The following is a 22,397-nucleotide window of genomic DNA, read 5'->3' as shown; positions in this document are numbered from 1 at the left end:
TCAGAGCTTCGCTACGTCGATGGTGTAGCCCTGTGCCGCCATTTCTTTGGCTAGCAAGGTTCCTGCTTCCTTCTGCAGGTTCTCCTTGAAGGGGATGTAGATAAGTCCCTGAATGTCGGAGGGGCGCTCCATTTCCACTTGATTGCCGAGCAGGATCGCCACTTTCGGACGGCCCAGTTTCACGAGCAGCATTCCCAGCTCGAGCACAACATTCTGTCGGGCACGGTAGGCTTTTTGGTCCTCATGGTCCTTTGGATATCCAAGATCGTCAGGGGTGGCCAGGACAACACCGAAGCCGACATCTTCCGTGTAATCCTCCAGTTTCTCGATGATGGTTTGACCTTTGGAGGGTAGCTGGTCGAGGATTACTGGCTCCAAGCCCCAACGTCGGAGCATGGCATCAAGTTGGGTGCGTGCTGCTTCGTCGTGCCCGTAGACGACGAAAACCTTTTTGCTTGGCCCATCGGGCTGGGCTACTGCCGGCACCGCGACCGGTTGGTCGCCGTTGAAAGCAGCCTCAATGTCTTCTTTTCCGGGTGACTTACCTTGAATCAGAACAGTACCCTTGCCCGGCCAGAAGAGCAGAACTCCACCCCGTTGGGAGTCAAACCGATGGCAGCCGTTGGGCTCCGACCAAGCACCTTTTAGCCCTGCGGCCTCAAGTCTCGCCTTGAGCGCTTCAATCCCATCATAGAACTTCGAAGCCATACATCCCCCCAATCAGCCCAAAGGCCAATTCTTGCGCGTCTTCAGAAAATTGTCATCAACAGTATAGGTTTGGAAGTATTCCCAAACGCCAAAAAAGGCGTCGATATTGTGTGTGTAACAAGCCAAGCGGGAAAGCTCTGAAAAGACTTCGGAGAGCCATCGGACGACAGTGAGCGTATAGTAGCGGCCATAGCGTTGAACGAGTTCGGTCTGTCCAGTGCGGATCGACGCTGTGAGCACGTCCTGCATCGTATCGCCGGTTTCGCTGAAGTAGAGCACCATAGAGACAGGAGACATCACCGCATCCACCACGCTCGCGCGACCTTCCACCCGTTTCTGCGCTGTCTTGCCGTAATAATGCTCTTTCAGGATCAGTTCGGCGACCTCACCCCACCATTTGCCAATAGGTTCATCCCGCCCAAGATTGGGATCGCCCAAAGCAGCAAAGTTGGCGTAGCGGCCCCGCCCTGCATCCGCGAAGGCATCAAGGCATTCGACAATCTTCTGACTGATCGCGTCTCTCGGGCGGGGATAGTCGAGCTTCAGGGCATCATTTGTGGAAACCTTGTCCGCTGCATCCATCAGGTCAGACAGCTTGTGACCATACTGGCGAACCAACTTTTCAGTGGGCATCTTCCCGGCGTTCGTGATTGCGTGATCCGCGACGAGAACGAGCTTAGCCAATCGTTCCAGCCCAACGGACAAGCCGAAGAAGGCCGTGTAATACTCACCCTTTTGGTCGGCGTAGTTGGCACGGCCCAAAGCGGTGGCACCAGAGCCGATTAGGTGGCGCACAAGCGCGCATTCGCGCCTAATGGCGTGCCATTCAGGAATCTTCCAAGGATCGCGATGGCTCACCGGCTAAACCTCCTGCACCGAGGTGTTGTGCAGCGCCGCCAACGACAGACCGTTCACCTCGTCAAAATGATAATAGCGAATTGAGGGATCGGCATTAAGTTGCCGATTAGCATCGAGATATGCTGCGGGATTCTCATTCTCGGCAAAGACGAACTTGCGCACTCTGATTTTTCGGCTATCGCCAGTATAGTGCTCCACTGTGCGCTTAAGCGTCCTTACCCAACTGAGACCGGCCTTGAGTTGCGGAACGATCTTTTCCGCTGACAGGCTCTTGGATTTGAACTCGATACAGTCAGCATAGAACGCTTGCCCCTTTGTGTAGAATATGACGAAATCGCAACGCTTTGACCACGGCTTCGCATTGTCGTCGAGGAAATGAAACAAGGGCGGCTTGGACTTCTTGCGCTGTAGCTCAACCTGATCATGATCCAGTTTGAAAGCCAAGCCTTGGCCGGGCAGCAGCAATCGAATGCGACGAGTCTTGGCGCGCGTGCCAGTTGCCGGGAAGTATTTTTCGGAAAGGACGACTTCACCACCCGCGCCGTCGTGGGTGATGTAGCGTCTGTTCATGTAGGCGCGCAAATGCCCGAAATATGTCGGAGCATCCAGCGTCATTGGAACTCCCCGATCTGCCCTGTGACGGCAGCGGTGATGATTGCCCCTCGGTACTGGCTTAGCAGCGCAATGCTGTTTTCGACCTGCTGAATGACGTTCGCATTCCGCGCATCATGGGACCTCAGATGCTCGGAAATCTCGTGCTGCTCGGCAGTAGTAGGTCTCAAAATGGGAAGTGATTTGGTCCCGCTCTGATTGAGAATTCCCAGCGTGTTGCCGTTTGATGAAACACGCACCTCATCTCGGAAACCGTGTAGAAAGTAAGCGAGGTAATAGGGGTCATTCTCCTTTTCGAGAACAATCGCATTGATCTGCTGGTTGGCCGACCCTGGCGCGGTACCAACGGCGACCTTCCCAAGCGTTGCACCAATGCCAACGAGGAAGACAGTGTCTGTCGGGAAGAGTGAAGCGACTCCATCATGCAGCGCTTCAGGAATGAGACGTCGAGCCGATTCAGTCAGCTCAATGCCGGACCCGAAATCGCCGGGCGTAAACCAGTTGACCTCGCCGCCCGCGAAATAGTCTCCTTCTGCTGCCGGAGGTGTTCGGCCCGTCGAGACCGACCGGGCGAGACGACGCAACGGCAGCACCTCCCAATGCGCCGGGATGTCGCCGAGCCAATCGATGCCGGAGGGCTTCATGGGCGCGTCGGGGTTGAGGCCTTTGGTGACGGCACGGATGATGAGGGCCTGCCGCTGTTCAGCAAGCCGGTCGAGAAGCGCGCGCTTCCTATCAATCAGCCCGTCGATCCGCGCCGTCTTCTCATCTAAAAACCGCGCAATGCGCCGCTGGGTTTCGATGGGTGGGAGTGCGACGAATGCGTTCTTCATCGGGTATTGCCCGAGACCGTACCGCGTCACTCCGTTCGCGCCCAACTTGAACTGGTCGTTCAGTGGCTCGGAACGGCAGAGCCAAGCTAGGAATCCACCGTCGAGTTCATTCCTCGGTTCCAGCACTGACAGATGATAGCCACAGAGCACATCCGGCATGTCTGCGGTGACCAGCGCGGGAATGCCGATATCGTCCCACCCCTCGCTGTCCTTGGTGATGATCACCTGTCCACGCTTAAGCTGGAACTTCTGAATCTCGGCCTCGGTCGCCGATCCGTTCGTAAATTCAAGATCAGGTGTAATCCGGTCGTTGTAGTAGACGTCTGTATAATTGCAGAGCCGAACTGGCTCCTCATCTTCAGCTACGGTCTTGTCGACATTGCTGTTGCGCACATCCGCGAAGAATTTGAGTTTTTCGAGCCGCCATCCGTTCGGCAAGGAGCCATAGGCTTGCTGCACTTTCTCCGGCACGGTCGTCATGCCACCAGCCCTTTCAGCAGCCCGGCAATCTCACCTTCCAGGGCCGTGATGTCGGCTTCAATTTCCCCCAGCGGGCGCGGCGGCTTGTAGACATAGAAATGCCGATTGATCGGGATTTCGTAGCCGACCTTGGTTTTATCATAATCGATCCAGGCATCGCCCACATGCGGCAGTACCTCACGCGCCATGTAGGCGTCGATCACGTCGCGGAATTCCTCCACCAGCTTGTCATTGGGCTTGTCCGGCCCGAACTGCATGGGGAGCGGCAGGGTGGTACCTTCGGGCAGCGGGATGTTCTCGGTGTCGCGCAATTCGCTATCCGGCTCCGGCCTGCCCTTGCTGTCGCGGCAAATCGCGGCATCCGGGTCGCGCTCGCCCAGCGCAGCAAAGATCGCCTTCTTGCTGGGACCGGCGAGTTTCAGACCAGCGCGCTTGGCGGCGCGGGTCAGGTCGGCATCGAACGCCTCGCGATCCATGTAGCGCCCATTGGCTCCCAGAGTTGAAAGCACGGCACGAATGGCGTCCTGTTCGGCACGTCCAGCCGCTTCCTCGGCCTCTACCGCTTTCGCATCCTTGCGCTTCTTAGAAATGGCGAGATTGGTGAAAGCGGATTGGTCATACAGCCGAGCGATGCGCTCGGGCGTCGCTTCGAAATTCATGCGCAAGGGGCGCTCGACGGTCACCTTGAGGAAGCCGAACTCGCGGTTTTCGAAGATGCGGGAGACGACGCGCGTTTCGGTATTGCCATTGATGCGGACTTCGGCAGTTTCTCCATCACGGAAACTGCCGTAGATACGGGTGAGATCGCGGATTTGATCGTCAGTAATCTCGTTGCGCTTATTGTTGAGGCTCTTCTTCATGCGCTGGGAAAAGCGCGTGCCGTCAATCAATTGCACCTTGCCGCGCCGCTCAGGCGCCTTGCGGTTCGTAACGAGCCAGACATATGTGGAGATGCCGGTATTATAGTAAAGCTGATCAGGCAACGCGACGATGGCGTCCAGCCAATCGTTCTCGATGATCCAGCGGCGGATATTGGATGGACCTGACCCAGCATCACCGGAAAACAGCGGCGAACCATTGAAGACAATGGCGATCTTGGAGCCGGTCGCGTTCTCGTCACCTTCCTCGTAGGGGTGCATCTTCTCAATCATATGCTGCAAAAACAGCAGCGAACCGTCATTGATGGCGGGTAGGCCCGCGCCGAAGCGACCAGAAAAGCCCATCTCTTTGTGCTCGCGTTCAACGACCGCCTTCTGGTCCTTCCACTCCACGCCGAAGGGCGGGTTGGCGAGCATGTAGTGAAAGCTGCTCCCCTCGAATCCATCACGGGTCTTGCCATCGCCTAGAGTGTCGCCAAGCACGATGTTCTTTGTGTCTTCATCCTTGATGAGCATATCCGAGCAGCAGATTGCCCAGGACTCGTCATTGTACTCCTGCCCGTGCAGGGCAAGGTTGGCTTGGCTGTTCTGGTCGAGGATGAACTTTTCGGATTCCGACAGCATCCCGCCCGTCCCGCACGCGGGGTCGTAGATGGTACGGAAGATGCCAGGCGTATAGACGTCCTGCTCGCCCGTATAGACGAGGTTCGCCATCAGGCGGATGACCTCGCGCGGGGTGAAGTGGTCACCGGCTTCTTCGTTGGCCTGTTCGTTGAAGCGCATCACCAGATGCTCGAACAGGTAGCCCATCTGCAGGTTGTCGATGCGATCTGGGTGCAGGTCCACATCGGCCATCGCCTTGACGATGGTGAAAAGCCGGTTGCTGGCATCGAGCTTTTCGATCTGGTCGGTGAACTTGAACTTCTCGAAGATGGTGCGGGCGGTGGACGAGAACCCGTTGATGTAAGAGACGAGGTTTGGCGCGATGTTTTCGGGATCGCCTAGCAATCGTTCGAAAGTGTACGGGCTGGTATTGTAGAGCGGATGCTTGCGGTCGGGGTCGGCGGCGCGGCCAAGCAGGCGCTCCATCGCGCTTTCCGGCATGTTCTGCGCAGTAAGTTTTTCGTATTGTTTGAGAACCGCATCCTTACTCGGCTCAAGAACGCAGTCGAGGCGGCGCAGAACGACCATCGGCAACATGACCAAACGATATTGCGGCGGGCGATATGGTCCGCGCAGACGGTTCGCAATTTCCCAGATGTGGGATTTCAGCTGGTCATGGGCCTGAATATTCATCGACGACTATACTTCTCGTGTTTTTGCGATCTGCCCGGCAGGACTTAAGTGCTTTGTATGGCAGATAGAATCTTTCAATCTGGTTTGGTCAAGCGTGAATGGGAGTTAGCGGCTTGTCGCACGCAATTTTTGCGATGAGCGACTTTGCAAGAGCGCCAGGCGGTGTCGCTGGGCTAAACTGAAACGGGCGTTGCTCATGTGCGTCCGATCGCGCGTGCGCAGGCGTTGGACAGGATTTCATTGCGGCGCATCCGGCTGGCAAATGTTATATAAGTATCTGATATTGCTTGTATTTTCAAGTTAATTTGGTTAGTTTGAGTTGAGGCCAACAGGAGGTCTCAAATGCCTAGCCTACGTCTTACCCGCCGCGCCATTGACGACATTCCGTTCTCTGCAAGCGACCAAATCCTTTACCGTGATACGTTGCTGTCCGGTTTCGGCCTCCGGGTCGGCAGCCGCTCCAAGGTCTACTTCGCCGAAGGGCAGGTGAACCGTGACACCCGCCGCGTCACCATTGGTCGCGCGGACCTGTTTGCGCCGGAGGTGGCCCGCAAGAAGGCTCTTGCGTTGCTCGGCGAAATGGCCGAGGGCCGCAACCCCAACGAAGAAAAGCGCAAGGAGACGGTTGAGCGCGTCACGCTCGCCGTGGCCTTTGAACGCTTCTTCGAGGCGCGCAATAAGCTGTCGCCGCACACCGTTACCAATTACGGGCGCACTGCCAAGCTCTACCTCAAGGCATGGCGCAAGAAGCCCATGAACCAGATCACCCGGCAAATGGTGCTGGCCAAGCACCAGGAAATTGCCAAGGTCCACGGCGAGGTGACCGCCAACAATGCGATGCGACACCTTCGGTCGGTCTATAATTTCATTGCCGCCACGCAGGATGATTTTCCGCCCAACCCGGTGCTGATCCTGTCGCAGGCTCGGGCTTGGTATCGCGAGCGGCGTCGGCAGACTTTGGTCACGGCGCTGGACCTGCCCATGTGGTGGAAAGCCGTCATGGCTGAGCCGGATTATTCCCGCGATTTTCTGCTGACCGCGTTGTTCACCGGAATGCGCCGGGGCGAGCTGATGAAGCTGCGCTGGGAAAATGTGGACCTCGCAGCCCGCACCCTGCATCTGCCCACAACGAAAAACGGTGACCCGCTGAACCTGCCCTTGTCAGCATTCCTTGCGGACCTGCTGACGAAGCGCAAAGAACAGGCGGATGGGTCGCCTTGGGTGTTTCCAGGCCGCGGCAAGAACGGCCATCTGGTAGAGACCAAGAAATTCCTGCTCCGCGTCAGCACCGGCTCGGGCGTGAACTTCACGCTGCACGATCTGCGCCGCACGTTCATCACCATCGCTGAAAGCCTCGATGTTCCCTACTACGCGCTCAAGCGGCTCCTGAACCACCGCGCCAACGGCGACGTCACGGGCGGCTATATTGTCGTCAATGCCGAGCGCTTGCGCGGGCCGGTGGAGCAGGTAGCGGAACGGATTCTGGAGTTGGCCAATGTCAGGCAGTGACTCCCCCACCCCGGCCATCGTCATGCACGGCGCAACCGTACTGGAATGCGTTCTTCTCGCCATCATCAATGCGCATACGGCCGACAAAGACGAGGACTGCCGCGCAGAGCGACTGCAAGCAGCGATGACCGCGCTCATCGGTCCTGCGAGGCCGGAAGGGCACGACATGGAAAGGGCGCTGCTGTACATGGTCCGGGAGAGGCAGAAGGACATTTGCGATTTTGAGATGCAGGCGCTGCGGTTGCGCACACCGGCCTCAAGGTCTGCGATCCGCCCTGTCTCAGAATTGGCAACAGTCGCGGCGCGCGATGTTGTGGGCTGCACCACGGGTGCCGAAGTGGAGGCGACCGTCAGCGCCCTTTGCGAGATGTACCGCCAGCGATGCCGGGGCTATGAGGTGGAGCCGGATCACTTGGGATGTCCCCGCGAGGCTTTGAGGCCAGTTTTTCTGCGATGATAGCAAGCCGAATATTGGACAGGCTTGCACTGCATTTCACTGCAACAATGTCTTCTTGTCTTTGCCTGTCCCAGCTCCTATCGTGGTCGGGCTTGGAAGCGCTTTCCTCGCTGAATGCGGCGAGCGATACACCCAGGACGCGGGCTGACACCCCGCAGGGGCGGTAGCAGTCCGACACCAGGCCGGCGAGACCAGGACAACGCGGAGGTCTCGTAAGCGAACGGGAGTTGCCCGCCTTCAGGGGGGCCGAAGCCAGCGCCGAAGTCACTCACCCAGAACATCAATTCGGCACGCCCGCCTGTCGATGGCGTGCTCAATGGTGGAGTGGCCCGATGGCACATCCCGATACGCAAACACGCGTGCAGCCTGACGAATGGCTCTGCACGAAAGAAGTCGCCCGGCTGACCAAGCTCAGCACGTCCCTGTTTGAAAAGGCGCGCCTTCCCGGTCGGTGGAACGGTTTACCCTGGTACAAGATTGGGGGACGCGTTCTCTACCGCAAATCCGAGGTCCTGGCCTGGATGGCCTCCTTCCGAGTTGAAGGGGATGTCTGCCATGTCTGAATTCAACCTCACCTCGGATAAGCAGTTCGCTTCGCCGGCTGACGCCGCGGTCTTCTACAACCGCATGGGCTGGGAGCCGCTTGTGCTGCCGGAGCGAAAGAAAGCGCCAAAGGGCAAGTGGGGCGATCTGCCCCGCATGACCGACGAGGAATTGACCCGCAAGTTCGGCGTTACCAACAATCTCGGCATTGCGCTGGGCGAGCGGTCGGGCGGCCTGGTCGATCTCGATTTCGATTGGTCCGAGGCCGCGCGCGTCGCAGAATTCGTCTGCCCGGACCTGCCCAGCTTCGGGCGGGCAACGTCGCCGCGAAGTCATCGCTTCGCCCGGTGTAGACTGACCAGGAACCGGCAATACAAGATTCCGCCCGATGCGGCGCATCTTTTCTCCGCAGACCGGGCGGTTGTCATGGAACTGCGTGGGGACGGGCTGCAAACGATGGCCCCGCCCTCGGTCCATCCCAATGGTGAGACCGTGCTATGGCACGACGATCCGCGCGGGACGCCGGAAGTGGACGCGGAATTCCTGGAGCGCCGCGCTGGCGTCACCGCTTCGCTTGCTGTGATATATGCCAAATATCCGTCGTTACCCGGCAACCGCGACAATATCTGCCTAGCCCTGACTGGTGCGCTCGTGCGCGCCGGGTTTGACAACGACGATGTTGATCGTTGGGTCGAGCACGTCGCAACCCTTGCCGGCGATGAGGAGGCAGCGAAGCGCGGCGGCAAGGCCGCTGCTACCCGCTTTCGACTTGAGGCCGGCGAGGAGGTCTGGGGTATTCCGACTCTATGCGAGCATCTCGATATTGAGCCGATGGCTGAGACCCTTCGAAGCTGGCTCGGCATCCGAGGCGAAAGCGACGATGGTGGAAACGCCATCGCCGTGCGCCCCGGCTTCCTGCCGCAGGCGGTGGACGCCGCAGAGGCTGAATTGCTTGCGGCAGGGGTACCCATATACCAGCGCTACGATACCCTCGTCCGGCCCATTCGCCTAACGGTAAGCGCCGATCAAGAAGGCGTCGGCAGGGATAGCGGCGCGCTGATCCTGCAGCCGGTCGTACCGGCATGGCTTCGCGAGCAGTTCGCGCTTACGGCCAGATGGGTTCGGGAGACGGAGGACGGTCCGAAGCGGATTGATCCGCCAGCGCAGGCCGGCATCGCCTATCTCGCCAGAGTCGGCGATTGGCGGGTGCCGTTCCTGCAGGGTGTCATCCAAAGCCCGACGCTCCGTGCCGATGGCACCATGCTCCAGGAGCCGGGATACGACACCGCATCCGCACTGCTCTACGATCCGGGCAATGTGGTCTTTCCGCCGGTTCCGGAAGAGCCATCCAAGGCCGATGCCGAGAAGGCCATCGCGCTTATTGCCGAGCCGTTCCGGGACTTCTGCTTCGCGAGTGAAGCGGATCGAAGTGTCACTCTCGCGGCGGTGCTGACGGCACTCGTTCGGCCGATGTTTCCGTCAGCGCCGCAATTCGCCATCGACGCGCCGACAGCGGGGACCGGTAAGTCGCTGCTCGCCGAGACGATAGGCGTGATCGCCACCGGCCACAAACCGGCGATGCTCTCACAGGGCTTCAACGGAGAGGAAGATCAGAAGCGGCTTTCGTCGGTGCTGATGGCCGGGGATCAGGTCATCGTGATGGACAATTGCGAACGCCCGATCCAAGGCGACTTCCTGTGCTCCATGCTGACCCAGGAGCGGGTGCGCCCGCGCATCCTCGGCAAGTCCGAGATGCGGACGCTGCCGACGCGTTGTCTCGTCTTGGCGACCGGCAACAACCTGACGCTTTCGGGCGACGTAACTCGGCGCGCGCTGATCTGTCGGATGGACCCCGGCATGGAACGACCGGACCAGCGGCAGTTCAGCTTTGACCCGCGTGCTGAGGCGCGCGCAAATCGTCCGCACTTGGTCATGGCCGGGTTGACGGCTTTGCGTGCCTACATCGGCGCGGGGCGTCCGCAACCGCTCGACAAGATCGGCTCGTTCGAGGACTGGAATCTTGTGCGCGAGGCCATCGTGTGGCTCGGCCATGATGACCCCGCTGACACGCGTGAGCGCATCCTTGCCGACGATCCGGCCAAGGCGGTGCTACTCGACCTGCTCCGGCTCTGGTGGTCCGCATTGCAGGACCGCCCGGTCACCCTCGCCCAACTGGCCGCGATGACCGACAAGCAAGGCAGGGGCCCGGCGCAGGAGCTCGTCGCAGAGTTGATCGCCACGACCCGGTATCAGCACTTCAATGCGCGCAGCGTCGGGCGATTCCTGGCCAAGCATGTCGATCGGATAGTCGGCGGCTTGGTGCTGCTGTCGGAGACGGACGGATCGGGCGTAAAAGCTTATCGGGTCAGGGATATCGGCGCCGCCGCACGCGCGGAGCGGACTGATCGCGGATCGCCCTTCTGAGGGCAGGCCATGGAGCGTACCGGCCTGAACAGGGTTTGGATGGGTTTGCCGGGTTTGCCGCCACCGCGCGTGCCCGGCAAACCCGCATAACCCCTCAAAACCCCTCAAAACCAACAAGCCCAGCGGGTATGGCATCCGCTGGGCTTTTGCATGGCCGTCAGAGCCGCCTCAGACGTCCGAGGACGGCGGGCTTGGACCGCTGCCGATTAACCCGCATAACGCGCCTGTGGGGCGCTCTGAGGGCTGTGCGGCGGGGCTATGTGCGCCGGGTTTGGTCTTGCGGCGCGTGAGGGTCGCTAGTGGCCTTCTCCGGCCGAGATCATGCGCCCTGGTCGGTCAGCAGGTCCGCCGTCGTTGTCTCGAGCGCTTCGGCGAATTTCGCGACCACCGTGATCGTTGGATTCCTGACCTGCCGCTCAATGCCGGAGACATAGGTGCGGTCGATCTCTGCGCGGTCGGCAAGCTCTTCCTGCGAAAGATTCAGCCGTTTCCGGGCTGCCTTGATGTTTCGGGCCAGTATCGCGCGCACGTCTTCCATGTGCGGCATTCATCGGAATTGAAGACGATAAGCCCACGGACGATGAGTCTCATTTTGCTTTCGATCTTTGCTTGTTGACTATAGGCTACATCGCACTTCATTTGGGGGCGTGCGATGTGGGACATACTCGGCCAGGCATTCTCATGGCTCTTGCTGATCTTCTTCGGCGGCCAAGCACTTATCTTCGTTGGACTGGTCCTGTGGACAATCTGGATCGACGCGATAAAGCCAAGGCTGATCCCTGCCGCCGACATTGACCGCGTGGCCGCTGACATTGTCGCCAACTACCCCGATCCCGAGGGAGAGGCCTTCGCCCGCCACGAGCGCGCGTGGTACGACAGCGACGGCGCGGAGCAGACCTATTGGTACCGAGTGCGGAAGGCCGTCAGGCGACGGCTGGAAGGACGCTGAGGCCCGTCAGTCGAACAGAGGACCGTGACCACCGCCAGCGGCCTTACGGCGAACCTCGTCTTCGTGCGCCTCGCTGACCTCGCGCCAGATGTCGTAGGTCTCGCGCACCATCTGGTCGAGCTGGTCAAAGCCAAAGAGTTCGCCCCCTTCGTCGGTGCTCAGCGTCACCGGGCGCTGGTCGTCAACCGCATCGCCGAACTGCACGACCCCGAGCCGAGCGGCGGTGAAGTCCGGATTGGCGACCCGGATATGCTCATGCATCATCGAGAAGACAAACCGTCTCGCTTCTGCCGTAAGGCGCTTGCCGCGCCGGGGGTCGATGAAGATCACCAGCGGGGCACCCTCCAGCGCCGTCACCATCGGCAACCAGTATTCCACCTTCTCGCCGACGCTCAGAGGAAGTGGGAAGAAGGCTTGAGAGCGGCTTCGCAAGGCATTTGCGCGCGCGAAGTCATGCAGACCCTTGGCGACGAGCAGGTTGGCGTTGCATTCGTCGTCGGAGGTCGCCTTTGCCTGTATCAGTCGTTCCAGAACCGGCCACGCGGTCGGGTCGGCAGCCGCGAACATATCAGGCTGAACATTGAAGATATCGGCGAACCGGGCGCGTACCGGTTTGTAGGTGATCGTCGGATGCCCGAGCTTAAAACGCTCAAGTTCGCGCCGCTTCTGATCCGTCGGCAGCGTTGCGACACGGGCAAGATCGATCTCAGGTAAGCGGCGTATCTTCATCCGGTTCTCCCGCGGCCGGAGCCGCGCCAACGGAAACCTTGTGGAACTTGAATCGGTTAACGATGACATCATCGGGGATTCGCAACCCCAGCGCAACCGATGTTCTTCCTTTGTCCGCAATGTAATCCCAAGGCGCTCCCTTGGCGTGGGAGATGTCCACCAGCCGCCCCGGCGATAGCTGCCCGTAGGACGACATGATACGCGCCAGATGACGCCGAATGGCCGGGTCCTTGGGAAGGTCCAGCGTATGGCGCTCGCCGGTCATCACGTTCTGCCCGGTGGCGCGGAAGTCGATAGGAGAACTGCCAGCCGTCTTGAAAGCCGAGTAGGCAGCAGGATGCACCGGCCCGTATTGCCATGCCTCAAAATAGCCGCTGACCAAAGGTCGCTTGGCTTCGATCAGGAAAATGGAGTGGGCGAAGTAGAGGAGTTTTTGCAGTGCAAGATTGGTGACCTTGATCCCCGACCGGTCAGCCTCGTCCAGCATGAGGTTGGCGACGGCTCTCGGATCGTATGGACCACCGGTCATCTGCGCACTTTGACTTCCTCGGGCTGGGAAGTGGTGCCGCTTGCGTGACTCGAACACGCGACCCCATCATTACGAATGATGTGCTCTACCGACTGAGCTAAAGCGGCTTAACCCTTCACACACGGCCATACTATGGCCCTACTAACTTACACTCACCAGCCCCAACTCACTGGCTTTACACCTCATTCTCTAGCGGACCCGCTAATTACGAATGATGTGCTCTACCGACTGAGCTAAAGCGGCCCTTCAGCGGTCCCGAAGCGTGTCGGGACCGGAATGGGTGCGCTGATAACCGCATTGGACGGAGATTTCAAGCGGGGAGTTTCAACTTCCGCATTTTTCCGGCGCGGCGTGGTTAAATGGAGGCCTCAGGCCGCGATGCGGGCCCTGGCGGCGGCGTATTCGCGGGCAAGGCGGGCGACGAGCGCTTCGACCGGCTCGACGGCCTTCACGGCGCCGATGCCCTGGCCGCAGCCCCAGATGTCCTTCCAGGCCTTGGCGCCGGTCGTGGCCTTGTCGAAATCCATCTTCGAGGGGTCGGCTTCCGGCAGGTGGTCGGGGTCCATGCCGGCGGCCGCGATGGAAGGCTTCAGATAGTTGCCGTGGATGCCCGTGAAATAGTTGGAATAGACGATGTCGGAGGCAGTGCTGTCGACGATCGCCTGCTTGTAGGCTTCGCTGGCGCGCGCCTCGGTGGTGGCGATGAAGGGAGAGCCGATATAGGCCATGTCCGCGCCCATCGCCTCGGCGGCCAGGATCGCCCCGCCCGTCGCGATCGCGCCGGAAAGGAGGAGGGGGCCGTCGAACCATTCGCGGATTTCCTGGACGAGGGCGAAGGGGGAAAGCGTGCCGGCATGGCCGCCCGCGCCGGCCGCCACCGCGATCAGCCCGTCCGCGCCCTTGCGGATCGCCGAATTGGCATGGCGGTTGTTGATGACGTCGTGCAGCACGATGCCACCGTAGGAATGGATTGCCGCATTCACCTCCGGCACGGCGCCGAGCGAGGAGATGACGACCGGCACCTTATATTTCACGCACATCGCCAGGTCGTGCTCCAGCCGCCTGTTGGACCTGTGGACGATCTGGTTGACGGCGAAGGGGGCGGCGGGGCGGTCGGGATGCTTCGCATCGTGCGCGGCAAGGCCCTCGGTGATCTCCGCCAGCCATTCGTCCAGCTGCGATTCCGGGCGGGCGTTCAGCGCCGGGAAGGCGCCGATGACACCTGCCTTGCATTGTGCAAGGGTCAGCGCGGGATGCGAGACGATGAAGAGCGGCGCGCCGACGACGGGCAGGCGCAGCTTGTCGTTGAGGATCGCGGGCAGGGCCATGGCGGAAGTCCTGACATTTTGACGTTTACGAAAACGTCAAAACCATATCAGCGGGAATTCCCTCTGAAAAGGGGTGCTGGTGCGTCGCGGCGCAGTCAGTGACGAAACGGCAAGACGCGCTTTTCCTCCGGGCGGCATGGCAAGGTGGCACGCTCCGGGCATCGGTGAACACGGCCATTGGATGACAGGCTGTCGCGCGCAGGCGGCGGAGATGAAGGCGAGGGAAGGCGTTATGCTTCGGGCATCGGGCGAGCACGGCCGTCGGCTTGCCGGGTGCAGGCGGTAGCGGTGCGAAGGAGGGGCGATGCCGCGCTCCGGGCGTCGGGCGAACATGGCCATCAGGACGGCGTGACAACGGCGCGCGCGGCAGCGGCGCAGATGAACGGAAATACGGCATTCCGGGGAATCAGGCGAGCTTGGCTGGCGAGATGGCGAGGCATCGGCGCAGGTGGCAATGGCGTAGGTGAGTGGCGGTAATGCGCCCCAAGTGTCGGGCGAGCTTGGCTAGCGGGCGCTGGCCACCGGGCGCACATCGCAGAGGCGGTCGAGCGGAGTTGCTACATTTCGGGCGTTGGTCGGAACTTAGCCATAGGGATGGCGAAGCACCGGGCGCGGGCGGCAATGGTGCAGGCAAGCGGAGGTAGCGCATGCCATGTATCGGACGAGCATGGCCATTGGGTTGCTTGGCCATCGGGCGCATGCCGCAGAGGCGCAGGCGGTTGGAGGTTCCACATTTCGGACCGCCGGTGACCATGGCCGTCGGGACGGCGATCCATCCGGGTACACGCAGCAACGGGGCAGGTAACAGGAAGCGCCGCGCTCGGGCAACGGCGATGCATGGCAAGCGGGATACATCCGGCCATCGGATGCAGGCAGCGGTGCCACAAGGCCGGGCCCCGCATGATTCGCTCCGGCTTATCCCCGCAGAAGAACGGGCAGTTTCGGCGGCAAGGCTTGCGAAAATTTCCGTCAAACGTTACGCAAAAACTAACAAAAGCCGGAAAGTAGGGCTCTTTCCACAGATGGATCGTGCCGCGCCGTCGCGCGGCTCCCGCAGAAGGGTCGGATGTGAGCGGACTGGAAACGGCAATCAGGAACGCGCTGGCGCGCTCGGAGCGCGGCAATGCCGAGGTGCGCGCGCGCATCTACCAGTCGGCGCGCAATGCGCTCGAGGCGGGCCTGCGCAAGCAGGAGGTCAACGACCCGGGAACCGTCGCCGCGCAGCGCCACCGGCTCGAAGCCACCATTCACCAGATCGAGGCCGAGGAGCGCGCTGAGATCGCCTCCGCTGCCGCGCGCAATGTCCGCGTCGAGCCGGCGGTCGATGTGCGGCCGGAGCCGGTGCTGCGCGCCGAACGCGACGTGCGTCCCGAGCCGAAGCTCGATGCCGGGCCGCGCCTTGAGGCGGAAAAGCCCGCTGCCGGCGCCGCCGATATCGGCGCCATCCGCCCCGACCGCCAGGACGGCTTTGCCGCCGGCGGCGCGGCGGCGACGCCCGCCAAGACGGCAAAGGCCCCGGATTTCCGCCCCGAGCGGGTGGCCAAGGCCCGCAAGCGGCGCGGACGGCTGTTTTCCTTCCTGCTCGTCCTCGCCACGCTGATCGCCGCCCTCGGCGCGCTCGCCTGGTGGGTCCAGACGAGCGGGCTTCTCGACGACCTGCGCAACGTCGCGGACGGCTCCAGGCCGCCGGCCCGCGTCTCGGGCGAGGATTTCTCGGGCGAGGATCCGCTCAAGAAGGCGCTCGACACGCAGAACCACTTCTCTTCCGACTGGCGCGCGGTCTTCGCGCCGGCCGATACGGCGAAGATCTCCGCCGGCCCCGCGGGCCGCTTCGAATCGGTCAGCACCAGCGAGGGGCCGGCCGTGCGCGTCACTTCCACCAATCCGGACCGCGACGGCGCGGTGCGCATCGAGGTTTCTCCGGACGTGCTCGGCGAAATGAGCGGCAAGGCCTCCACCGTCGCGCTCACCGTGCAGGCGGCCGGCGACAAGCCGGTGCAGGTCGCCGTCGAATGCGATTTCGCCTCCATGGGCACTTGCGGCCGCCACCGCTTCACCGTCTCGGAGCGCACCGACATCCTGTTCCAGGTGGAGTTCGACCGCTCGCTCTCGCCGAGCGAGCCGGGTCATATCCTGCTGAACAGCGACATTTCCGGCGGCAATGCCAGCGTCAACCTCTTCGGCGTGCGCATCCAGCCGGGCGAGTAGAGCGTTCCGGCGAAAGCGCGGGCACCGGGCTATTTGAGGAAGCCCGGGCCGGAGCCGACGATCCTGTCGTCGATCTCGCCGATCGCCTGCTTGTCCTTGCCGTCATAGTCGAGCGATTTCAGGATGTGGCGGATGAGGTTGACGCGCGCGCGGCGCTTGTCGTTGGCGCGGATCACGGTCCAGGGCGCGTTGTCCGTGTGCGTTTCCTTCAGCATGCGGTCGCGCTTTTCCGAATAGTCGCCCCATTTGTTGAGCGCGGCGATGTCCATCGGCGACAGCTTCCAGATCTTCAGCGGATCGTGCCGGCGGTCGTGGAAGCGCTTGAGCTGCATCTCGCGGCCGATATCCAGCCAGAACTTGAAGAGATGGATGCCTTCCGAGACGATCATCTTCTCGAAGCGCGGCGTCTCCTTGAGGAATTTCTCGTATTGCTCGGGCGTGCAGAAGCCCATGACCGGCTCGACGCCCGCCCGGTTGTACCAGGAGCGGTCGAAGAGCACGAATTCGCCGGTCGTCGGGAAGGTCGCGACATAGCGCTGGTAATACCACTGGCCCTGCTCGGTGCCGGTCGGCTTGGTCAGCGCCACGACGCGCGCCGAGCGCGGGTTCATGTAGGAGGCGGTGGCGTGGATGGCGCCGCCCTTGCCGGCCGCGTCCCGCCCCTCGAAGACGGCGATGATGCGCTTGCCGGTCTTCTGCTGCCAGAACTGCACCTTGACCAGCTCGATCTGCAAGAGCTTCAGCAGCCGTTCGTATTCCTTGTTGTCGAGCTTCTTGTCATAGGGATAGTCGCCCGAGCCGAAGGCCTTGTCGTCGATCCAGCCGGGCAGGACGGGATCGTCGACATCGAACACGCGCTTCTTGTCGTGGATGTCGAGTTCCACGCCCCGGCTTTCGGCCTTTTCCGCCATCGTCTGCTCCTTGAATGTCGCTCCGCGGCAGGGGGCCGCTTCGGCGAAGGTGGCCACAACCGCATTGCGAATTCAAGCCGGCCGTGAAAAACATGTCATGAAGCCGCGCTATCCATCGGGAATCATGGAGGCGTGGAGGCTACGATGCTTGCAAGGGAATGGGTGGTCGTGACGGATCAGCGCACGGGCCTCGGATGGCTGGCGACGCAACTGTGGGGCGAACGCGTACTCATTGCCTCCGCCGTCTTCGTCGGCTTCATGATGTGGCTTGCGGGCCTGCATCTCGGCTGGGTGTCCTTCGCGGTGCTGCTCCTCGTCATCGCCGGCCTGCTGCGGATGGAGCGGCGCGCCGTCGAGGCGGGCCGCCGGACGATGGCGGTGGCCCCGGCCGCGCCCGTCGTGGAGGCCGCCCCGCCGGCGGAGGACCTCACCCCCATCTCGGCCGTCCTCGGCGCGCTCGATGCGCCGGCGCTGCTCCTTTCCGCCCGCGAGACCGTGAAGCTGCAGAACCGCGCCGCCGAGGCGATCTTCGGGCCGATCCCCGAGGGCAGCGACCTTGCCGGCCGCATCCGCGCGCCCGGCATCCTCGACATGGTGCGCGATGCCATCGGCTCCGGCCAGCCGGGCGAGACCGAACATGCCGAGCGGCTTCCCTCCGAGACGGTCTATGTCGTGCGCATCGCCCCGCTCGCCGGCCCCACCACCGAGCCGCTCTGGCTGCTGACCTTCCGCGACGTCTCGCAGGCCCGCCGCATCGACCGCATGCGCTCCGACTTCATCGCCAATGCCAGCCACGAGCTGCGCACGCCGCTCGCCTCGCTGCGCGGCTTCATCGAGACGCTGCAGGGTCCGGCGAGGAACGACCTCAAGGCGCATGAGCGCTTCCTCGCCATCATGCACGAGCAGGCGACGCGCATGAGCCGACTTGTCGACGACCTGCTCTCGCTTTCCCGCCTCGAGCTGCGCTCGAACCTCGCCCCCGACCAGACGGTGGACCTCGCGCCGCTTCTCGGCCATGTCCGCGACAGCCTCCAGCCGCTCGCGAACGAGCTCGGCGTCGAGATCGCGCTCGCCCTGCCGGCGCACCCCGTCACCGTGGCCGGCGACCGCGACGAGCTGGTCGAGGTCTTCGAGAACCTTCTCGAAAATGCCTGCAAATACGGCCAGGAAGGCAAGCGGGTGGACGTGGCGCTGTCGGGCGGGCAGGGCGTGCCCGTCGAGCTCTCCGTCACCGATTACGGCCCCGGCATCCCGCCCGAGCACGTGCCGCGCATCACCGAGCGCTTCTACCGGGTCAATGTGGAGGCGAGCCGTTCCAAGAAGGGCACCGGCCTCGGCCTTGCCATCGTCAAGCACATCCTCACCCGCCACAAGGCGCGCCTCGTGGTGAAGTCCGAGGTGGGCAAGGGAACGGTCTTTACCGTCAAATTCTGACACAAAGGACGGCGATTTCGTCTTGTCGTCTGAAATAGACGAGAAATTTCAGGCGTTTGGCCTGTCACAAATGTTTCGTCAAAGTGACATAAAAGGGATGGCGATCGAGGTTTAGAGAAGGGCCGCCGGTCAACGGCAGAGAGCGCGAACCGCGCGCTTCCAACACACGTCCTCTTCGGGAGAACCCAGATGAAATCTCTTAAGCTCACTGTCGCGGCGCTCGTTGCCTCCGCAGCCTTCGCGGGCGTTGCCGTTGCGCGCGACCAGATCCAGATCGCCGGCTCCTCCACCGTTCTTCCTTACGCCAAGATCGTCGCCGAATCGTTCGGCGAGACCTATCCGGACTTCAAGACGCCGATCGTCGAATCCGGCGGCACCGGCGGCGGCCTCAAGGAATTCTGCAAGGGCGTCGGCCCGGACACCATCGACATCGCCAATGCGTCGCGCCCGATGAAGGACAGCGAAGTCGAGGCCTGCAAGGCTGCCGGCGTCACCGAGATCCAGGAAGTCAAGATCGGCTATGACGGCATCGTCTTCGCCACCGACAGCGGCAATGCCGACCTGAAGCTCGAGCCGAAGGACGTCTACCTCGCGCTCGCCGCCGAAGTCGTCGTCGACGGCAAGCTCGTCGCCAACCCCTACAAGAAGTGGTCGGAGTTCAACAAGGACCTGCCGGACGCCGAGATCGCCGCCTATATCCCGGGCGAAAAGCACGGCACGCGTGAAGTCTTCGACGAGAAGATGCTGGCTGCCGGCTGCGAAGCCACCGGCGCTGCCGAAGTGATCAAGGCTGCCGTCGCCGACAAGGACGAGCAGCATGCCAAGTGCATCGCCGTTCGCAAGGACGGCCTGGCCGTCGACATCGACGGCGACTACACCGAGACGCTCGCCCGCATCGCCGCCAACAAGTCCGGCATCGGCGTCTTCGGCCTCTCCTTCTACGAGAACAACGCCGACAAGCTGAAGGTCGCGACCGTCAGCGGCATCGTTCCCTCGACCGAGACGATCGCTTCCGGCGAATACCCGGTTTCCCGCCCGCTGTTCTTCTACGTCAAGAAGGCGCATCTCGGCGTCATCCCGGGCCTGAAGGAATATGTCGAGTTCTTCACGAACGACGACATGATCGGCCCGGATTCCCCGCTGGCCGAATACGGCCTCGTCCCGGCTCCCGATGCCGAGCGCGACACCGTTCGCAAGGCCTTCGCCGACGGCAAGATCATGTAATGACCCTGGCGGGCGCGGCCTTGCAGCCGCGCCCGCCGCTCCCTTCCGGGCGGCGACGCCAAGTCACGGTCTTCGACCGGAAATGGGGCGCCTGTCGAACCTTGCGACACACAGAATGACTGCGCGGATGATCTCGCCGGGGGAATTTCCGAAATGAGTATTTCCATACTATTGCTTATCGTCGCCGTGATCGGCGTGGCGGGCTATCTGGCGGGCAGCTGGCGCGCCAATGCGCTTGCCGGCGGCAAGTCCTCCAGCCTGCATTCGCGGCCGGGCTACTACGGCGCCTTCGTCGCGATCTGGTCCATGCTGCCGGCGGTCATCGTGCTGCTGGTCTGGATCATCGCGAGCCCGATCTATATCGGCTCGACCGTCCGCGCCGGCTTTCCCGACGAGGTGAAGGCCGAGCCGCAGGCGACGCAGAACCTCAACTACAACATGATCGGCGCCATCGCCCGCGGCTTCAGGCTGCTTTCGGCGGAAGAGCGCCAGGCGGTGTTCGCCGACGCCGCGACCGCCCGCACGGTGCTGGCCGGCAAGGGCGTGCCGCTCGCGGCCGATCCCGCGCCCTACATGCTGAAATCCGCCGACGACCTCAACCGCATGACGACGACCAGCAGCACCATCCTGTCGGCCCTCGTCGTGCTCTCGGCCCTTGCCGGCGCCTTCCTCGCCTACCGCGCCATCGCGCCGCGCTTCCGCGCCCGCAACCGCGTCGAGGGCGTGATGCTGGCGGCCCTGATCGGGGCCTCCTCCATCGCCATCCTGACGACGATCGGCATCGTCGCCTCGATGCTGACGGAGGCCGCCCACTTCTTCAACATGGTCCCGGCCTGGGAGTTCTTCTTCGGCACGGTCTGGGATCCGCGCTTCGCCGCGGCGGGCGCGACGGCCTCCTCCGGCCAGTTCGGCCTGCTTCCGCTGCTCGCCGGCACGCTCTATATCGGCTTCGTCGCCATGCTGGTCGCCGTGCCGGTCGGCCTCTTCGCCGCGGTCTACATGTCGGAATACGCTTCGCGCACCGTCCGCTCGGTCGCCAAGCCCCTGCTCGAAGTGCTCGCCGGCATCCCGACCATCGTCTACGGCTTCTTCGCCCTCATCACGGTCGGTCCGTTCCTGCGCGATATCTCCGCCCAGCTCAACGGCCTCGTCACCGGCAACTATTCGAACTTCATCCAGGCGCAGAGCGTGCTGACCGCCGGCTTCGTCATGGGCATCATGCTGATCCCCTACGTCTCCTCGCTGTCGGACGACATCATCACCGCCGTGCCGCGGGCGCTGCGTGACGGCTCGCTCGGCCTCGGCGCCACCCGTTCCGAAACGATCAAGCGCGTCATCCTGCCGGCGGCCCTGCCGGGCATCGTCGGCGCGCTGCTGATGACCGCCTCGCGCGCCATCGGCGAGACCATGATCGTGGTGCTCGCCGCGGGCGTCGCCGCCCGAATGCAGCTCAATCCCTTCGAGCCGATGACGACGGTGACGGTCAAGATCGTCAACCAGCTGACGGGCGACCTCGAATTCACCTCGCCGCAGACGCTGGTGGCCTTCGCGCTCGGCATCACGCTCTTCGTCATCACGCTTTGCCTCAACATCTACGCCCTCTACATCGTGCGCAAATACCGGGAGCAGTACGAATGAGCCAGGTCTCCACCACGAGCCCCGCCCTCGGCATCGCCGAAAGGCCCGAACGCCGCGATATCGGCCTTCGCCGCCGCTACGCCGCCGAACGCCGCTTCCGCTTCTACGGCATGGCCGCCATCGGTTTCGGCCTGCTCTTCCTGTTCCTCCTCCTGTTCTCGGTGGTCTCCAAGGGCTACACGGCGTTCCAGCAGTCGATGATCACGATCCCGGTCGAGTTCTCCGAACAGGTCATCGACAAGGACAACGAGCGCGCCACGAACCCGCAGAAGCTGGTCTCGGCCAACTATCCGGTCCTCGCCCGCAATGCGCTCGCCAAGGTGCTCGGCGTCAGCGAGGACGACCGCGCCGGCCTGAAGGCCGTGAACGGCATGATCTCGGACAGCGTCCGCGTCCAGTTCCGCAACCTCGTCACCGCCGATCCCTCGATCATCGGCACGACGCAGACCGTCACCTTCCTCGCCCATGGCGATCTCGACTCGGCCTTCAAGGGCCAGATCGACCTCTCCGTGCCGGAAACCAACCGCAAGGTCTCCGACAAGCAGGTCGGCTGGATGAACACGCTTGCCGAAAGCGGCGCGCTCTCCAAGCATTTCAATACCGGCCTCTTCGTCAACGGCGCGTCGAGCCGCCCGGAAGCCGCCGGTGTCGGCGTCGCGCTCGTCGGCTCGCTCTACATGATGCTGATCGTGCTCGTGCTGTCGCTGCCCATCGGCGTCGCCGCCTCGATCTATCTGGAAGAGTTCGCCCCGAAGAACCGCTTCACGGACCTCATCGAGGTGAACATCAACAACCTCGCGGCCGTGCCCTCCATCGTCTACGGTCTGCTGGGCCTTGCCGTCTTCGTCA

Annotated in this window: 20 protein-coding genes, 1 tRNA gene and 1 pseudogene; 11 read left to right on the top strand and 11 right to left on the bottom strand. The window is 62.4% G+C overall.

What is annotated here, in order from left to right; genetic code table 11:
• The 5 genes from ACZ1A1_RS17475 to ACZ1A1_RS17455 are packed head-to-tail and all read right to left on the bottom strand — an operon-like array spanning position 1 to position 5,665.
• Positions 1 to 708: a TIR domain-containing protein gene (locus ACZ1A1_RS17475; protein WP_463620912.1), complete on the bottom strand. Its 708-nt coding sequence runs from the start codon at positions 706 to 708 to the stop codon at positions 1 to 3.
• 12 nt (positions 709 to 720) lie between these two features.
• Entirely contained in the window at positions 721 to 1,566 is an 846-nt protein-coding gene (locus ACZ1A1_RS17470; protein WP_463620911.1) for a hypothetical protein, read from the bottom strand.
• A 3-nt stretch (positions 1,567 to 1,569) separates the two neighbouring features.
• Positions 1,570 to 2,181, bottom strand: coding sequence for a hypothetical protein (locus tag ACZ1A1_RS17465; protein ID WP_463620910.1), 612 nt, complete (start codon positions 2,179 to 2,181; stop codon positions 1,570 to 1,572).
• The gene (locus ACZ1A1_RS17460) at positions 2,178 to 3,491 is read right to left on the bottom strand and encodes a restriction endonuclease subunit S (RefSeq protein WP_463620909.1); all 1,314 of its coding nucleotides are present in this window, start codon (positions 3,489 to 3,491) and stop codon (positions 2,178 to 2,180) included. Before ACZ1A1_RS17460 ends, ACZ1A1_RS17465 begins: the two co-directional genes overlap by 4 nt.
• Positions 3,488 to 5,665 carry a type I restriction-modification system subunit M gene (locus ACZ1A1_RS17455; RefSeq protein WP_463620908.1) on the bottom strand — a complete coding sequence of 726 codons (2,178 nt, stop codon included), beginning with the start codon at positions 5,663 to 5,665 and terminating at the stop codon, positions 3,488 to 3,490. Before ACZ1A1_RS17455 ends, ACZ1A1_RS17460 begins: the two co-directional genes overlap by 4 nt.
• Positions 5,666 to 6,007: 342 nt before the next feature.
• On the opposite strand from ACZ1A1_RS17455, the pseudogene ACZ1A1_RS17450 reads away from it, so the two are divergent.
• The 5 genes and pseudogenes from ACZ1A1_RS17450 to ACZ1A1_RS17430 all read left to right on the top strand — a co-directional run.
• Positions 6,008 to 6,226, top strand: a pseudogene (locus tag ACZ1A1_RS17450) (hypothetical protein); the annotation flags it as partial.
• Between the two features lie 18 nt (positions 6,227 to 6,244).
• Complete coding sequence (locus ACZ1A1_RS17445; RefSeq protein ID WP_463621126.1) at positions 6,245 to 7,174, top strand: tyrosine-type recombinase/integrase; 930 nt, start codon at positions 6,245 to 6,247, stop codon at positions 7,172 to 7,174.
• Positions 7,161 to 7,631 carry a hypothetical protein gene (locus tag ACZ1A1_RS17440; RefSeq protein ID WP_463620907.1) on the top strand — a complete coding sequence of 157 codons (471 nt, stop codon included), beginning with the start codon at positions 7,161 to 7,163 and terminating at the stop codon, positions 7,629 to 7,631. The genes ACZ1A1_RS17445 and ACZ1A1_RS17440 overlap by 14 nt, the downstream gene beginning before the upstream one ends.
• Positions 7,632 to 7,963: 332 nt before the next feature.
• Complete coding sequence (locus tag ACZ1A1_RS17435; RefSeq protein WP_463620906.1) at positions 7,964 to 8,194, top strand: helix-turn-helix transcriptional regulator; 231 nt, start codon at positions 7,964 to 7,966, stop codon at positions 8,192 to 8,194.
• The gene (locus tag ACZ1A1_RS17430; protein ID WP_463620905.1) at positions 8,187 to 10,598 is read left to right on the top strand and encodes a bifunctional DNA primase/polymerase; all 2,412 of its coding nucleotides are present in this window, start codon (positions 8,187 to 8,189) and stop codon (positions 10,596 to 10,598) included. Before ACZ1A1_RS17435 ends, ACZ1A1_RS17430 begins: the two co-directional genes overlap by 8 nt.
• 319 nt (positions 10,599 to 10,917) lie before the next feature.
• On the opposite strand, the gene ACZ1A1_RS17425 is transcribed toward ACZ1A1_RS17430, so the two are convergent.
• Complete coding sequence (locus ACZ1A1_RS17425) at positions 10,918 to 11,136, bottom strand: helix-turn-helix domain-containing protein (RefSeq protein WP_463620904.1); 219 nt, start codon at positions 11,134 to 11,136, stop codon at positions 10,918 to 10,920.
• Positions 11,137 to 11,250: 114 nt separating this feature from the next.
• Here ACZ1A1_RS17425 and ACZ1A1_RS17420 point away from each other — a divergent pair, with 114 nt between their 5' ends.
• Positions 11,251 to 11,547 (top strand): hypothetical protein, encoded by a 297-nt coding sequence (locus ACZ1A1_RS17420; protein ID WP_463620903.1) that lies wholly within the window; start codon positions 11,251 to 11,253, stop codon positions 11,545 to 11,547.
• 6 nt (positions 11,548 to 11,553) lie between these two features.
• Here ACZ1A1_RS17420 and socB read toward each other — a convergent pair whose 3' ends face one another.
• From socB to ACZ1A1_RS17400, 4 genes are all read right to left on the bottom strand, one after another.
• The gene (gene socB, locus ACZ1A1_RS17415; protein ID WP_463620902.1) at positions 11,554 to 12,276 is read right to left on the bottom strand and encodes a type VI toxin-antitoxin system SocB family DNA replication inhibitor toxin; all 723 of its coding nucleotides are present in this window, start codon (positions 12,274 to 12,276) and stop codon (positions 11,554 to 11,556) included.
• On the bottom strand, positions 12,254 to 12,805 hold the full coding sequence (gene socA, locus ACZ1A1_RS17410; RefSeq protein WP_463620901.1) for a type VI toxin-antitoxin system SocA family antitoxin: 552 nt from the start codon (positions 12,803 to 12,805) through the stop codon (positions 12,254 to 12,256). Before socA ends, socB begins: the two co-directional genes overlap by 23 nt.
• A 31-nt stretch (positions 12,806 to 12,836) precedes the next feature.
• Positions 12,837 to 12,912: transfer RNA gene (locus tag ACZ1A1_RS17405), tRNA-Thr, on the bottom strand.
• Between the two features lie 261 nt (positions 12,913 to 13,173).
• On the bottom strand, positions 13,174 to 14,133 hold the full coding sequence (locus ACZ1A1_RS17400) for an NAD(P)H-dependent flavin oxidoreductase (RefSeq protein WP_463620900.1): 960 nt from the start codon (positions 14,131 to 14,133) through the stop codon (positions 13,174 to 13,176).
• Positions 14,134 to 15,201: 1,068 nt separating this feature from the next.
• Here ACZ1A1_RS17400 and ACZ1A1_RS17395 point away from each other — a divergent pair.
• Positions 15,202 to 16,341 carry a biotin transporter BioY gene (locus ACZ1A1_RS17395; protein ID WP_463620899.1) on the top strand — a complete coding sequence of 380 codons (1,140 nt, stop codon included), beginning with the start codon at positions 15,202 to 15,204 and terminating at the stop codon, positions 16,339 to 16,341.
• A gap of 29 nt (positions 16,342 to 16,370) precedes the next feature.
• Here ACZ1A1_RS17395 and ppk2 read toward each other — a convergent pair whose 3' ends face one another.
• Positions 16,371 to 17,252: a polyphosphate kinase 2 gene (gene ppk2 / locus ACZ1A1_RS17390; protein ID WP_463620898.1), complete on the bottom strand. Its 882-nt coding sequence runs from the start codon at positions 17,250 to 17,252 to the stop codon at positions 16,371 to 16,373.
• 144 nt (positions 17,253 to 17,396) lie between these two features.
• On the opposite strand from ppk2, the gene phoR reads away from it, so the two are divergent.
• The 4 genes from phoR to ACZ1A1_RS17370 form a co-directional block, all read left to right on the top strand.
• On the top strand, positions 17,397 to 18,686 hold the full coding sequence (phoR, locus tag ACZ1A1_RS17385) for a phosphate regulon sensor histidine kinase PhoR (protein WP_463620897.1): 1,290 nt from the start codon (positions 17,397 to 17,399) through the stop codon (positions 18,684 to 18,686).
• Positions 18,687 to 18,875: 189 nt separating this feature from the next.
• Complete coding sequence (locus tag ACZ1A1_RS17380) at positions 18,876 to 19,910, top strand: substrate-binding domain-containing protein (protein ID WP_415212075.1); 1,035 nt, start codon at positions 18,876 to 18,878, stop codon at positions 19,908 to 19,910.
• A 153-nt stretch (positions 19,911 to 20,063) separates the two neighbouring features.
• Positions 20,064 to 21,548, top strand: a complete 1,485-nt coding sequence (gene pstC, locus ACZ1A1_RS17375; RefSeq protein WP_313196715.1) for a phosphate ABC transporter permease subunit PstC — start codon at positions 20,064 to 20,066, stop codon at positions 21,546 to 21,548.
• On the top strand, positions 21,545 to 22,397 hold an 853-nt coding region (locus ACZ1A1_RS17370; protein ID WP_463620896.1), incomplete at its 3' end, for a DUF3333 domain-containing protein. The genes pstC and ACZ1A1_RS17370, both read left to right, overlap by 4 nt.

This window comes from Shinella sp. R2-11 (assembly GCF_055330205.1).
Note: the sequence above shows the minus strand (reverse complement) of the source record. Positions and strands in the feature narration are given on the sequence as shown.

Bases quoted from the DNA above. Each gene is read 5' to 3' on its own strand.
- ACZ1A1_RS17380 (WP_415212075.1), top strand. From the start codon at position 18,876: ATGAAATCTCTTAAGCTCACTGTCGCGGCGCTCGTTGCCTCCGCAGCC.
- socA (WP_463620901.1), bottom strand. From the start codon at position 12,805: ATGACCGGTGGTCCATACGATCCGAGAGCCGTCGCCAACCTCATGCTG.
- phoR (WP_463620897.1), top strand. From the start codon at position 17,397: ATGCTTGCAAGGGAATGGGTGGTCGTGACGGATCAGCGCACGGGCCTC.
- pstC (WP_313196715.1), top strand. From the start codon at position 20,064: ATGAGTATTTCCATACTATTGCTTATCGTCGCCGTGATCGGCGTGGCG.
- ACZ1A1_RS17420 (WP_463620903.1), top strand. From the start codon at position 11,251: ATGTGGGACATACTCGGCCAGGCATTCTCATGGCTCTTGCTGATCTTC.
- ppk2 (WP_463620898.1), bottom strand. From the start codon at position 17,252: ATGGCGGAAAAGGCCGAAAGCCGGGGCGTGGAACTCGACATCCACGAC.
- ACZ1A1_RS17440 (WP_463620907.1), top strand. From the start codon at position 7,161: ATGTCAGGCAGTGACTCCCCCACCCCGGCCATCGTCATGCACGGCGCA.
- ACZ1A1_RS17400 (WP_463620900.1), bottom strand. From the start codon at position 14,133: ATGGCCCTGCCCGCGATCCTCAACGACAAGCTGCGCCTGCCCGTCGTC.
- ACZ1A1_RS17430 (WP_463620905.1), top strand. From the start codon at position 8,187: ATGTCTGAATTCAACCTCACCTCGGATAAGCAGTTCGCTTCGCCGGCT.
- socB (WP_463620902.1), bottom strand. From the start codon at position 12,276: ATGAAGATACGCCGCTTACCTGAGATCGATCTTGCCCGTGTCGCAACG.
- ACZ1A1_RS17465 (WP_463620910.1), bottom strand. From the start codon at position 2,181: ATGACGCTGGATGCTCCGACATATTTCGGGCATTTGCGCGCCTACATG.
- ACZ1A1_RS17445 (WP_463621126.1), top strand. From the start codon at position 6,245: ATGGCCGAGGGCCGCAACCCCAACGAAGAAAAGCGCAAGGAGACGGTT.
- ACZ1A1_RS17455 (WP_463620908.1), bottom strand. From the start codon at position 5,665: ATGAATATTCAGGCCCATGACCAGCTGAAATCCCACATCTGGGAAATT.
- ACZ1A1_RS17460 (WP_463620909.1), bottom strand. From the start codon at position 3,491: ATGACGACCGTGCCGGAGAAAGTGCAGCAAGCCTATGGCTCCTTGCCG.
- ACZ1A1_RS17425 (WP_463620904.1), bottom strand. From the start codon at position 11,136: ATGGAAGACGTGCGCGCGATACTGGCCCGAAACATCAAGGCAGCCCGG.
- ACZ1A1_RS17435 (WP_463620906.1), top strand. From the start codon at position 7,964: ATGGCACATCCCGATACGCAAACACGCGTGCAGCCTGACGAATGGCTC.
- ACZ1A1_RS17475 (WP_463620912.1), bottom strand. From the start codon at position 708: ATGGCTTCGAAGTTCTATGATGGGATTGAAGCGCTCAAGGCGAGACTT.